This is a genomic window from Haloarcula sp. CGMCC 1.6347 (assembly GCF_037078395.1).
Taxonomy (GTDB): Archaea; Halobacteriota; Halobacteria; order Halobacteriales; family Haloarculaceae; genus Haloarcula; species Haloarcula amylolytica.
Window position 1 is genome coordinate 979,684 of record NZ_JAYMGX010000001.1, and the last position, 13,405, is coordinate 993,088.

The 13,405-nt window shown below is 61.9% G+C and carries 10 protein-coding genes; 6 read left to right on the forward strand and 4 right to left on the reverse strand.

Annotated features, from left to right (window positions below; translation table 11 throughout):
* Positions 1-22: 22 nt before the first annotated feature.
* Positions 23-1,318: a sulfatase gene (locus VI340_RS05265; RefSeq protein WP_336357936.1), complete on the reverse strand. Its 1,296-nt coding sequence runs from the start codon at positions 1,316-1,318 to the stop codon at positions 23-25.
* A gap of 2 nt (positions 1,319-1,320) precedes the next feature.
* Positions 1,321-2,325, reverse strand: a complete 1,005-nt coding sequence (locus tag VI340_RS05270; protein WP_336357937.1) for a glycosyltransferase family 2 protein — start codon at positions 2,323-2,325, stop codon at positions 1,321-1,323.
* 233 nt (positions 2,326-2,558) lie between these two features.
* Between VI340_RS05270 and VI340_RS05275 the strand changes: the two genes are divergently transcribed.
* The 3 genes from VI340_RS05275 (at position 2,559) to VI340_RS05285 (ending at position 7,002) form a co-directional block, all read left to right on the forward strand.
* Positions 2,559-4,259 carry a glycosyltransferase family 39 protein gene (locus VI340_RS05275; RefSeq protein ID WP_336357938.1) on the forward strand — a complete coding sequence of 567 codons (1,701 nt, stop codon included), beginning with the start codon at positions 2,559-2,561 and terminating at the stop codon, positions 4,257-4,259.
* Between the two features lie 105 nt (positions 4,260-4,364).
* Positions 4,365-5,507 (forward strand): glycosyltransferase family 4 protein, encoded by a 1,143-nt coding sequence (locus VI340_RS05280; RefSeq protein ID WP_336357939.1) that lies wholly within the window; start codon positions 4,365-4,367, stop codon positions 5,505-5,507.
* Positions 5,508-5,565: 58 nt separating this feature from the next.
* Positions 5,566-7,002, forward strand: a complete 1,437-nt coding sequence (locus VI340_RS05285; RefSeq protein ID WP_336357940.1) for an oligosaccharide flippase family protein — start codon at positions 5,566-5,568, stop codon at positions 7,000-7,002.
* A gap of 15 nt (positions 7,003-7,017) precedes the next feature.
* Here the strand turns inward: VI340_RS05285 and VI340_RS05290 are convergent, their stop codons facing one another.
* Positions 7,018-8,445, reverse strand: a complete 1,428-nt coding sequence (locus tag VI340_RS05290) for a sulfatase-like hydrolase/transferase (RefSeq protein WP_336357941.1) — start codon at positions 8,443-8,445, stop codon at positions 7,018-7,020.
* A gap of 125 nt (positions 8,446-8,570) precedes the next feature.
* On the opposite strand from VI340_RS05290, the gene VI340_RS05295 reads away from it, so the two are divergent.
* The 3 genes from VI340_RS05295 (at position 8,571) to VI340_RS05305 (ending at position 12,255) form a co-directional block, all read left to right on the forward strand.
* Positions 8,571-9,752: a glycosyltransferase gene (locus VI340_RS05295; protein WP_336357942.1), complete on the forward strand. Its 1,182-nt coding sequence runs from the start codon at positions 8,571-8,573 to the stop codon at positions 9,750-9,752.
* 68 nt (positions 9,753-9,820) lie between these two features.
* Positions 9,821-10,798 carry an alkaline phosphatase family protein gene (locus VI340_RS05300; RefSeq protein ID WP_336357943.1) on the forward strand — a complete coding sequence of 326 codons (978 nt, stop codon included), beginning with the start codon at positions 9,821-9,823 and terminating at the stop codon, positions 10,796-10,798.
* A gap of 2 nt (positions 10,799-10,800) precedes the next feature.
* Positions 10,801-12,255, forward strand: coding sequence for a sulfatase (locus VI340_RS05305; protein WP_336329940.1), 1,455 nt, complete (start codon positions 10,801-10,803; stop codon positions 12,253-12,255).
* Here VI340_RS05305 and VI340_RS05310 read toward each other — a convergent pair.
* Positions 12,246-13,094: a TrmB family transcriptional regulator gene (locus VI340_RS05310; protein WP_336329941.1), complete on the reverse strand. Its 849-nt coding sequence runs from the start codon at positions 13,092-13,094 to the stop codon at positions 12,246-12,248. The genes VI340_RS05305 and VI340_RS05310 overlap by 10 nt on opposite strands.
* Positions 13,095-13,405 lie beyond the last annotated feature (311 nt).

Below are 13,405 nucleotides of genomic sequence, written 5' to 3' on the forward strand. Positions count from 1 at the left end.
GAGACACACTTGAGTCCTGCGATCAGTCCACGTAGCCGAGATCTTTCAGCATCTCCTGGGTGTCGGCATCGACGTCTTGATCGCTGACCTCGTTGCCGGCGCTGTCCCACGCCTGTAGCTTCTCGCGGAGATCGTCGTACGGCGTTCCGTCAGTTGCTCCAGCGGCGACGAGGTCGTTCTCTTCGTCGGGGTCAGCGGACAGGTCGTACAGTTCGTGATCGGTCCCTTCACGAATGAGTTTCCACCCCGGGGTACGGAGGCCGATCGACTCCACGAACTCCGGGTAGGCCGTCAAGAACGCGTCGCGGTCTCCCGGCGGCGTGCCGTCGTCGTTCGTGCGGATGCTCCGCCCCTCGAACGCGTCCGGAACGTCGACGTCTAGCAGGTCAAGTACTGTCGGTGCGATGTCGATCGTTCGGACCTGATCGGAGACTGTCTCCGGTTCGATGTCCGGGTGATGGAACGCAAGCGGGACGTGAAGTTCCTCGTCGTAGAGTTGGCGGCCGTGGCCAGTGTATCCGTGGTCGTCCAGCGCCTCGCCGTGGTCGGCAGTGAGGATGACGAGCGTTTCCTCGCGGAGGTTCCGCGCCTCGAGTTCGTCGAGTAACTGTTGGACGTACCCATCGACGAGCTTCATCGCGGCCGTGTACTCGTCATGGGCTTCGAGGTCGCTCCGGTCGTAGTTCCGCGGCTCGTGCATGTCGAAGTAGTGGACCCAGCCGAAGAAGGGGCCGTCAACGCGGGCGAGCTGGTCGACAGCGTCCTGTGTCACGCTCTTGGCCGTTCGACAGTGGAGTCTGATGAGGCCCGTCTGGCGTAGGAGCGACTTGAGGTTCCACTGTTCCGTTCCGATATCCTTCACCGCGCCGAACACCGTGTTGAACGTCTTCGTGTCGTATATTCGACTCAAAATCGGGTACAGCGTGTCGTAGGAGCCCCCGCCGTCACAGTACTCGTCGAACCCGCGTCCGAGCCCCGAGTGTTCGTCACTGAGATGATCGACGCTGACGACGCCGAACGTGTCGTTCCCGGCCTCGTGTAGTTCCTCCGCTAGGACGGGCACGGATTCGTCGAGCCCCCAGCCGTTCTCCTGTACGCCGTGCGTGTGGGGATACGAGGCGGTCATGAACGACGTGAGACTCGGATCGGTAGTGTTCGCCACGGTGAACGCCTGATCGAAGTACAAGCCATCCGTTGCGAGTCGTTCGAGCGTCGGGACGATACCCTCGGAGATTCCCCGTTGAAGCCAGTCTTCGCGGAGACAGTCGATACTAACGAGTAATACGTTCTCGATAGCGTGTGAGTCGAAGTCTTGCATTGTCAGTCTTCACCGATGATGGCGTTAACGCGGTACGGTTGCTCGTCCCGATACTGCTGTTTTACGATCATCTCCGCGAGGAACCCGAACATCACAAGCTGAACCCCGAATATGACGAGGGCGACAGTCAGAATGAGCCGCGGGACGTGCGGTTCAAGCGACCGTCCGAAGGCGTACTTGAGAAACACCATGTGGGACCCGATGAGTCCACCCACTGTCATCAGAACGAGACCGATACCGCCGAAGAAGTGCGACGGCCGAGTGGAAAACCGGTTCCAGAAGACGTGAAACAGGAGGTCGACGAACCCTTTGACCAGCCGTTTCATACCGTACTTCGTCTCACCGGCGGTCCGTGGCCGATGGTCGACGGGCAGTTCCGTTATCTTGTACCCGCGCTTGTGTAACTTCGCTGGGATGTACCGATGTCCCTCTCCGTAGAGGTCTATCTCTTTCAGCCCCGCAGCTCGGTAGGCGGTCAGCGTGCATCCGAAGTCGTGAATGTCCGGCCCTGTCAGCTTCGCCAACCGTGTCTGTATTGCCGACGGAATAGTTTTCGAGAGCGGGTCGTCGCGGTCGCGCCGCCAACCGCTGACACAGTCGTACCCCTCTTCGAGTTTCGTGAGGAGCTTCGGGATGTCTGCCGGGTTGTTCTGCCGGTCAGCGTCCATCGTCACGATGTATTCCCCTGTCGAGTAGTCGATTCCGGCAGCCAGAGCCGCACTTTGCCCGAAGTTACGTCGAAGTAAGACTCCTGTCACTTCGTCATGGTCCGTCGCGATCTGCTGTATCGTCTCGGCCGTCCCGTCTGTACTCCCGTCGTCAACGATAACTATCTCGTACGGGCCGTACGTCGTATTCTCACGGAACATAGACTGGATCTCGTCGATCAGCGGCTCCAGATTCTCGGACTCGTTATATGCAGGAAGCACAATAGACGTCTGGACGTCACTGTCGGTATCTGTCGCTGATACGACCGACCCGTCCGGTAGACTCCCTGTTTTTGCCATTCTGAGGCTCTGTATGTGCTACAAGATGCGCATTTATTAACAGTTGCCATTTACTACCTGCTCAAATTATGCCGATACCGCGAACATCCCGATCATTAGTCCTTTAGAGTGGTGTTCGGGTTGAGACTCCCTTGATGAGGAGACGTATCCGAAAGCAACACAGATGCCTATCATCGGGATGCCGTCTCCCGGAACCGTACAGACTATTACAGTCAGTGGTCAATCACGAGGAAATGCCCTCTAGTCTGTGGAACAGAATACGCACGTCGGTCCGCCGCGAACCGTTTGTGCCGCTCATTGCGCTGGCTGCGTTCCTGCTGATGGTCTTCGGTACCTGGCGACTGCGGCCGCATCTGACGTTTCCGGACGAAACCGGCGCTATCGAGCTCGCACTCAGGATGGGATACGAGCAGAACCCCTTCATCGATAACTTCCGGAAGGGCGGGAACCTCCACCTCTACCTTCTGGCGCTCTCTTTCGTCCCGGTGACGCTGTACTGGCTCGTAACCGGCCAGTTTGGCGACATCATGTCGGGCGCGGCTAGCGTCGGCAGCTCACCGAGCTGGGGTGTGTCCCCGGATCTTCTCACAGCCTTCTACGACGTGCTGTTCGCCGGTCGGCTTGTATCTGTCCTGTTCGGTGTCGGGACTGTTGTCGTCCTCTATTACCTCGGTAGAGAACTACTGGACCGCCGTGCCGGAATCCTCGCGTCCGTTTTTCTCACGACTTCTGTCGGGTATGTCCTCACCGCTCATTACGCAACTGAGGATGTCCCGATGACGTTCTTCCTCATGCTCGGGTTCCTGCTAACGGTTCGCGCCTTTCATTCGAGAGATACCAGAACGCTGTTGGCTGCTGCACTGGTCGCTGGTCTAGCAGCGTCGACGAAGGCAACCGCCGGGCTCCTCGTCCTGCCTATTGCTATCGTCATCATCGAACGCCACTGGGACGAATCGGGGACCGTTGTCGAGTTCGTCACGGCGGCGTGGAAATATCCGACGCTAACGATACTCGGCTACGTCGCCACCACCCCGTCGCTCCTCTTCCATCCGGGCTCGTGGGCCGACGAGATCTCCCGATACGTCGTTCGCAGCACGAGCGACTCCGTCTCGTACAACTGGTCTGACCCCGGGTGGCTCATCCAGCTTGCACACCTCGCCGAAGGACAGGGCATCGTGCTGTTCCTGTTCTCGATACTGTCCGTACTGCTCGTCATCGCCTTCCTCCTGCGAGGCACCCTTGACAGTGCGGTCTGGTTGTTGCTTCTCTATGCTATCCCGTACTTCGCAGTCATCATTCAGGGGAACATGACACAGTTCCCGCGTGTGATGCCGTTATTCCCAGTTCTCGCGGTCCTCGCCGGCGTCGCCGGGTCCGAGCTGACCCGATCCGATCGCTCGATCTGCGTGGTCGGCATCGGATTTCTCACGCTCGCCGTTGTCTTTTCGGGCGTACACACTGTCGCCGGTGTCGCCGATGTCAGCCAGTCCCGGCAGGAGGCGACTGAGTGGACACACGCGAATCTGGATAGCGCTGATACTGTCGACGTGTATTCCCAGCGCGTGTACCTCCCGGAGTTCCCCGAAGAAGCGACCGTGAACCGGTACGTCATTCATTCGACGTTCCCTCGCGAGGAGTGGCAGCCGGGGCTTGAACGACTGGACTGTAACGCGCCCGAGTACGTCGTGCTCTCCAGTTACCACTACTTCCGCTTTTTCAAGGATCCGTCCGTGTACCCGGGTGTGACTGAACGCATGTCGGCGCTGTTTGCCGAGGAGGACTACGAAATCGTCCGGACGTTCGGTCCGCCGGTGGACACCGAACTCAGCGCGGAGCGAAAGTTCAGAGACAGCGCCGGACTTTCGTCGTTCCCCGAAGACGGAAACCCGACTATCGTCGTGCTGAAGCGGATAGACGATGAACCGACTTGCTAATGACAACTATATGTCGAAACCACTCCCCGGGACCCGTTCTCTCCGCCCACAGACACTACAGAGTAGCCAGCGAATCACCCGTGACACCGAGCGAAAGTGGGTTCTATGACTGACGAATCACTCCCGAGCGTCTGCGTCGTGACCCATCCCCTCGCCGCTGCTGGCGAGAACGCCACACGAAGCCTGCTCGACATCCTGTCGGCTGTGACATCGGTCGCGCTCGTGACGGCTGATCTGCCGGCTGATTCCAAGATTCGCGACCGGCACGAACTCGTTGAGCTCACGCGAAAAGGCGCGGGCGACTCCGTCGTCACCGCCGCCGTCCGGTTCCTGCTGAACCAACTCCGGATGTGTCGCGTTATTGCTGACCGTGACGAAGACGTGGTCCTGTTTTTCGGCGCAACGTCGTACCTGCTTCCCATTATCGCGGCTCGGTTGCTCGGTAAAACGGTTCTCGTCGAGCCCCGCGGCGACGTGCCGTTGACGCTCCGGCTGAACTGGGAACAGCAGTTGCCGGACCCGGTGGCTGCCGGGCTCGCCGGTGCCGTCCGCGCACTCGAACGAGCCGGCTTCGCCGCGGCTCACGCGGTCATCACGTACACGCCGGAAATGGCTCGCCAGCTGGACCTGCATCCGGAGTCCCCGAGCGTGTATCCGACGGGGGCACGCTACGTCCGGACGGACGAATTTCGCGTCCAGCGACCCTACGCCGACCGCGACCACGTCGTTGGATTCCTCGGGCGACTCGACGAGGAGAAGAACGTCCGTGAACTCGCTTCTGTCGCCGCGGAACTACCTGATGACGTGACCTTCCGGTTCATCGGCGACGGTGACCTCCGTGAGTGGCTGGAAACCGAACTCGCGTCGGAAATCGAACGCGGGGCGGTCGAACTCACCGGCTGGGTGAACCACGACGACGTTCCAGACCAGCTAAACGACCTCTCACTGCTCGTGTTGCCGTCTCAGCCGACAGAGGGGCTGCCGACGACAATTCTGGAAGCACTGGCCTGTGGCACGCCGGTGCTGGCCTCGCCAGTTTCGGGCGTCCCCGACGTTGTCCTCGAGGGCGAAACCGGCTTCCTCATCGAGTCGCGAGAACCCGACTCGCTCCGGGAGACGGTGCTCGATGTGCTCTCCCGCGGGGACCTGTCGGACATCAGTGAGAACGGCCGCGGACTGATCGAACGGGAGTACAGCTTCGAGGCCGCCTGCGAGCGGTACAAAGCGATTCTCTCACAGGTGCGCTGAGATAGGTGGAACGATACCAACGGGCCTTTTACCTCAGTGGCGCTGTCGGGACATACTGATGCGAATCGGGCAAACCTCCTTCGTCTCCTTCGTCTCGAAGGCCCTCTCCTCCGCGGCGGGGTTCGCCGCTACCATCCTGTTCGCGCGTCTGCTCGGGCCCACGGTCCTCGGCCGATACTACCTGTTGCTCTCCATCGTCGCGTGGCTGTCGCTCGCCGGTTCCATCGGCATTGGGAGCGCGATCACGAAGCGCATGAGCGAGGGCGACGATGTCGGCGAGTACAAGGTCGCCGGCGGCCTGTTCATCGGAACCATCGGCGCGGCAATCGCCGTCGGACTGGTCGTCTTTCAGGGACCCGTCGAGCAGTACTTCGACGTCGAGCGTATCGGCTTCGTCATCGCCCTCCTCGCAGTCGGACTGCTCGGATCGTACGTCGACGCGATGCTGAACGGCTCGCACCTGGTCCACGTCGACGCGATGCTCAAGGTCGCGCGCCGGGTCGCCAGAACGCTGCTACAGGTCGGCGGGGTGTTCCTCAGTCTCGGGCTGACCGCGCTGGTCGGCGGGTACGCCATCGGCGGGCTCGTCCTCGTGATTCCGGGGCTGTATCTCGTGGGCGGGCCGTACCGCCTCCCACAGCGACGGCACTTCGAGCGGCTCGTCGAGTACGCGAAGTACGCGTGGATGGGACGGCTCGAAGGGAAGACCTTCCAGCAGGCGGACATCCTCGTCCTCGGACTGTTCGTCCCGAGCGCGCTCGTCGGAGTCTACGGCATCACTTGGAACGTCGCGAACTTCCTCATCATCTTCAGCAGTTCGATCAGCAGCGCCCTGTTCCCGGAGCTGAGCAAGCTCTCCGCCGAGGACCGCAACCGGCAGGTCGCCACGCTCGTCGAGGACGCGCTCTCCTATACCGGACTGGTGACAATTCCGGGGCTCGTCGGCGGGCTGTTGCTCGCGCCCCGCATCCTCCGGATATTCGGCGAGGAGTTCGGTCAGGGCGCGCAGGTGCTTGGCTTGCTCATCCTCTCGGTGCTGTTCTACGGCTACCAGACACAGTTCACGAACGCGCTAGGCGGGATTGACCGACCGCGGGCGGCGTTCAAGGTCAATGCGATACTGATCGTCTCGAATGTCACGCTGAACCTCGTCCTCGTCTACTACTACGGCATGATCGGAGCCGCGGTCGCGTCCGCGTCGTCGACGTTCCTGAGCGTGATCGGTGGCTACCTCGTCCTGCGACGGCACGTCTCGTTCGACACGCCCGTCCTCCAGATCGCTCGACAGGTCGGGGCGGCGCTCGCGATGGGCGCGCTCGTGGCGGCTGCGAACGGTGCCCTGACGCGAATTGGCGACCCACTCTCGAACGAGATCGCGACATCCTTGCTGATTGCCCTCGGCGCTGGGACGTACTTCGTCGTCCTGCTCTTGGTCTCGCCGGACCTCCGGTCGGTCGTCCGGGACAACGCGCCGGAGACCGTTATCCGGAACTGACCGGCGACCAAGGACTCACCGGAGGTAGCCCAGTTCTTCGAGTTGCCGTTCGACGTCGTCGTCCAGCGACGCGTCGTCGGCCGGGCTCCCGCGGACACCCGCGTCTTCGAAGCCCCCGTAAATCCGGTCGAGGAGTTCCGCGTCCCCGTCGCCGCGCGGGTAGGATACCTGCGCGCTCTCGATGACTTCCGACCGGACGTCCGAGCCGTGGTCGGCGACCTTTCTGACGCGGTCGCCGTCCTGCCGGTAGACCGCGCGCCACGGGCCGCCGTAGGACTCCCTGTCCGCACAGGCGGCCGGGAGCACACGCTCGGGCTGTTCGAGGCGGTAGGTCATCGCGACGGCGTGGTCGTCGACTGCGAAGGAACCGCGTTCGTCCGCTAACTCGGACCGGACGACGTCGGGGAAGCGGGTGAGGCTCGCGAGTCGGTCCTCGGCCGTGCCGTCGCCCCCGCCGGGATACCGGATGACGAGCGGAACGTGGGTCTGGACTTCGTGGATGCCCCAGCTGTGGTCCGCGACCTGAACACTGGGGTCGATTCGGCTCCGCTCTCCGAATCCCTCGCCGTGATCGCTTGTGATGACTAGCAGCGTTTCGTCCAGTTCGCCACGGTCCCTGAGCGCCGCTGTGAGGTACTCCATCGCGGCATCGAGTTGCCTGATACATCCGTCGTAGAGGCTCTCCACCGCCCGGAGCTTCCACCAGTCTCCATCCGTCACGATTTCCCGCGACGGCGGAGCCGACAGGGAATCGTGGAGTGCCTGTAGCTCGCTGCCACCCCACTGGTCGTATTCCGTGTCCGGTTCGTACGGATAGTGTGCGTCCATCAGGTTGAGACACGCCGCCCACGGCCCATTCCGGGACCCTGACCACTCCAGAAACGAATCGATGTATTCCGTGGCTGACTCGTCTTCCACCTCGGTTCCGCCGTCGTAATACTGGAAGTACAGACCGTTAACGACCGACCGCAGTGGCGCATCGCTGTTGAAACACCGGCCGAGGTACTCGCGATTCGTCTGATGGCCTTCGATATCCGAAGGTGCGATGCCAGCTTCGAAGTAGCGATGCCCGGGGTCCTGTCGCGGCCCGTCGACGGTGTCGAACGGGTCGGTCAGGTTCGAGGACACGCCCACGACGACGTTCGGCGTGAAGATTCCCGTCTCGTAGTCGTGGTCGGCCGCGAGTTCGTGCCATATCGTACCCGTCGGGTCGAGTTCCGATTCGTGCTTGGTCACGCCGTGCTCAGGGACGTGATAGCCGGTAAAGATGCTAGCGTGGCTTGCGACGCTGTGAATGCTCGGCGCACGCGCCTGTTTGTACACCGCTGCCTCGTCGGCAAACCGTTCGAGAAACGGTGTCGTCCGGGCACCGTAGTCATAGATACTCATGTTTCTCGCCCGGACGCTATCGAGAATGACGAGGAGAACGTTCGGAGAATCCATTGTGTTGAGTGACCAGAGTGGCAATAATATGTCTTTCGTGAAGTGCGGTGGGTAACATATCGAATACAACCATTACCAAAACGCCAGACATAACGGTTAACTCCACCACTGCTCCATCACCACTCATGCCGCGGGTTCTTGTCGGGCCGACCAAGGCGGATATGTCCAACGACGAATACGGAAAGAGCTACAATCTCTTGAATAATCTCTACGACGACGACTTTACTGTCGACACGTACACGCGGACGGTCTCCGACCGGCTCGACCCCGAAAACGTCACCGTGTACCCGCTCGGTGGCGCTAACCGGATCGCGTACTACGCAAAGTTGTACCGGACGCTTCTGGGAGAGTTACGTACTGGTCCTGTGGATATATACCACCATATGAACCTCAGCTATCGGTGGTTCAATCCGCTTCTGGTTTCGGGCCTTCAGGGAGATGTCCCGGTCGTCATCGGACCATGTCAGGCGGGACACGCGATTATGGCCGAGGAGTTCAACCGCATGGTCTCCTCGTGGGTGGGGTCGGATCTGCCGCGTCCACTGACGGACCCGCTACACGCGGCTGTCGACGCAACGCGTGATGCGGTTCTGGACCCGCCCCGGATGGAACTATTCGAGCGAACGCTGGAAGCCGCTGACCGGGTCGTCGTCGTCCACGAGGAAGCTCGGGACGTGTACGCCGAGTTAGTCGACGAGTCGAAGCTCCGGACGATCCCGCTCGGCGTGGATCCGGATTTCTTCGAGTACAGCGAGCCTGCCGACTCCAAGGAGCTCGTGGCTATCGGGAGTCTCAGGGAACGGAAGGGCTACGATATCCTGTTCGATGCGCTTGACATAATCCGACAGGAGCATCCAGATGTCCATCTCAACATCTTCGGTGATGGGCCGCTGGAAGACGAACTGCACGAGCAGGTCGAGCACCTCGATCTGGAGGAGAACGTCACGTTCCACGGGTACGTCGACCAGTCAATCGTCCGGGAACACCTGTCGCAGGCGCGTGCCTTCATCCACCCGTCCCGGTCGGAGAGCTTCTCCCTCGTCCGTCTGGAAGCGATGTCAACCGGCTGTCCGGTGGTCGTCACCGATATCTCCGGGGCGCGCGAGATGGTCCGCGACGGGGAGGAGGGCTTTGTCGTTCCGACAGAGTCACCGGAACCAATCGCAGACGCCGTCACCACCTTGCTCTCCGATTACGAACTCACGAAACAGATATCCAGACAGGCACGAGACCGTGTTGAGGAGAAGTACGACTGGCGGAAAATCGCGGAGGAGTACCTCGACCTGTACCGTTCGCTGTCTGGCTAAGGTCGTACCGCCGTCTATCGCGTGCATCGAAAGGTCTTAAGCCGTCGACTGAGACGTTCAGGGTAGATATGGTCCTCGTAGTGCTGGGTATCGATGCACTCGACCCGGAACTAGTAGACTCGACGGCACATCCGAATTTGACGCTCGCTGACCACCACGCTATCGAGACGATCAGGAGCGTCGAGGGCGGCCCCAGCACGCACGAACTCTGGCCGACGATCATTACCGGGCTCAGGCCCCCGGAACACGGCATCACGCTTGACGACGGCGTTGCCTGGGAGAACCCCGTCCTCCGGTTCGGGAGTGCTGCCGCGGACTACCTTCTCCCGTCGGGGCTGCAGACGCGTCTCGGCGCGTGGCTACTGAACAACACCGAACAGGACGCGTTCCGGATCCCGGCGACCTACTACGAGGAGAACGACCTGTCGACAGTGTTCGACGGCCGGGAGGCGGCTCCAATCGGCATCCCCAACTACGTCATCGACCCGGGCACGGAGGACCGCGAACACAGCCTCCGGCGGAACCTCGGCGACCTCTTCGAGCGCGACCTCGAAGCGAAAGGCGGCCACTCGTCGACAGACCCGGCACTGTTCTACGAGCAGTGCCTCGAAATGTCGATGGTTCGCCTCGCTCGCGCACGACGGGCGCTCAGAGGTGGGCGACACGAACTGGTGTTTGCATACACGAGCGGGCTCGACCTCATCGGCCACGTTGCGTACGAACAACCGTCTCTACAGGACCGCGCCTATGAAGAACTCGACGAGTTCGTCGGCGAGGTTCGAGACGACCTCGGTGACAACGACGAGCTACTACTCGTCAGCGACCACGGTCTGCAGGACGGCGTCCACACCGATGAGGCGATGGTTGCGGGGACCGACGCAGCCATGGTCGACGCAATCGAGAGTGTCGTCGACGTCCGGACGGCTATCGAAGCCGAACTCGACGAAACAGACCACACGTCGACACCGCAGGTGACGGCGTCGGACGACGGCGACCGGTCGGGGGCGGAAGTCAAAGAGCACCTCGAAGATCTCGGGTATATGTAGCCATGTCGGGCGATCCAAACATCTTGCTGGTCATCCTCGACAGCGTCCGTGCACAGAACCTCAGCGCCTACGGCCACGTCAACGAGACGACGCCGTTTCTGGACTCGTTCGCCACAGAGCGGGCGACGCTGTACGAGCAGGCCCGAGCGCCTGGTGCGCGGAGCGTAACGAGCCACGCGAGCATTTTCTCCGGGTTGCACGTCGAAGAACACGGTATCGTCTCGGCGGGGCATCGGCTCGACCCGTCGGCGTCAGTCTTCGCACAGCTGCGAGAAGACGGGTACAGCACCGGCGTGTTCACCGAAAATGACTGGCTGACGGCCGTCGATGTCGGACTCCGGGACGGATTCGACGATATCGTCGGGGCGCGGAACGTCCCGTTCCCGGGCGCAGTCAACCCCCACGAGTTTGTCTCGAACGAGGGACGGGGACAGTACGCGGAGTTCGTCAGACTCGCGCTGACAGACGACGCACCGCTCCGGTCGCTGGCAAACGGTGTGGCGACGAAACTCCAGTCCGATTACAAGCGGTTCCTCCCGGATAGCGTCAGAGCGTCGACGCCGGCGGACGTCTACGTGGACTCGCTCCTGGACTGGAGCGACCGACAGGACGGGCCGTGGGCGGCGTGTCTCAACCTGATGGACGCCCACATTCCGTACGAACCGATGCCGGAATACGACCACTGGGGCGGCTCGGAGGCGTCGTCCCTGCAGGCCGCCTTCGAGGACCAGAAGTGGGACTTCAACGGCGGGCACCGCCCGTGGTGGCAAAAGAAGGCGGTCGAGTCGCTGTACGACGGGGGGATTCGCCAGATGGACGCGGAACTCGAACGGCTCGTCTCGTCGCTCGAACGGCGTGGTGAGCTTGATGACACGCTTCTCGTCATCACGAGCGATCACGGCGAGGGCTTCGGCGAACGGAGCGACGTTCGGCCGGGCATCCGGGTCGCCGAACACGGCGTCGCGATTCACGACAGCGTACTCCACGTCCCGCTCATCGTGCGCTATCCGGGCCAGACCGAGTCTCATCGGGTCGACCGTCCCGCGTCGCTGGTCGAATTTCCGCGGGTCGTGAACCGGCTTCGGGCCGACGATCAGCAGACTGCCGGCTTCTGTCCCGACGGACCGGTCCTCGCTACTGCGGTCGGCCTCGACGAGCCGCTGCAGGAACGCGCCGGTGCGTACGTCGAGGACCTGTCGCCGTGGACCGCCACGTCGCGAGCGGTGTTTGAAGATGACAGTGAGGGGGTTGTCAAGTACTGTACTAACCGCGACCGCGCCGCCACAGTCGTCAGCCGCGACGCCCAGACGTCGTACAAAGTGTCCGACGGCGGTGCGGAACACGTCGACAGCGCATTCGACTCGATAGAGGAACTCGACGTCAAGACGGCAGGCGAGGACTTCGACGACCTCGACGACGGGACGTACCAGCGGCTGGAAGACCTCGGCTACGTCTGATGGGCCGTTTCGACGCTCTCGTACTCCCAGATCAGATCGAAGTAGCGCTTCATCCCGGCGACGAACGACCCGTTGTCCGTAATCGCGGCTTGGCGCATGTGGTTGGGAACGTCCGGCTCCTCGACCAGCAGAATCGCCTCGCCGCTGTCGTAGTCCATGCTCGGGTCGACGAGCGTGCCGCGCCAGGGGAGCTTCTCCGTGCTGAACCGCAGGTCGACAGCGGGGAACTCCACCGTCAGCCGCTCGACGATGTCAGCCTGGATAGCTGCCTTCTCCGGTGGGAGTTCGTCGGGATGCAGGAAGAGAACGCTGACTTCGACCCCACGGTCGAGTGTCTCGGCCAGTGCGCGCTCGACGTTGTCGAGGTAGGCGAAGCTATTGGTGATAACCCGAAGCGTCTCGGCGGCGTCGTCGTATAGCCGTCTGGTCTCGCGTTCGCTCGGTTCGCCCACGTCGACGACGTGGAACAGTTCGGCCGTTGGCGAGATGTCCTCGCTGGCGCGGTCGAACCGCGGTTCGTACTCGGCGAGGAACGCGTCGCGGCAGGAATCGATATCGGCGGCGAACGATTCGTATGACTGTCTGTGGTTCTCGACGGCCCGGTCGAGGATTTCGCCGGGCGATTTCGGCTGGTATTCCTTGGGGCGACCGGGAATCACCTTGATGAAGCCGCGGTCGGACAGCGCTTCCAGCACGCCGTAGACGCGGGCCTTCGGGATGCCGCTCGCTTCAGCGAGATTCGGGGCCGTCGTTCGGCCGAGCGAGAGCAACTGTTCCAGCGCCGTCGCCTCGTATTCGGTCAGCCCGACCAGGTCGAACACGTCCGCAGGGTCGCTCATACACGCTCATGTGTGGCAGGGGATGTAAAACGCGTCGCCCGGTGCCCAAATCTATTAGTGGGTGGGGGCGAGTAGTTACTCGCAGAGTGAGTAACATGACTGCGACATCCCAGACCGAAGAAGACGATCACCTGGCAGACATCGAAGACGGCTGTGGCTGCGCGGAGGTCTGGGAGCACATGAGCGAGCAGCGCGACGACTGACACGGCTGTTATCAGTTGCTTCCGACTGTCGCCGCTTGCTCGCCGATGATCGCGGGAACTTAAAACAGAATCCGAACGCGGCCAGACCCGCATTTATTTGCCTTCGCG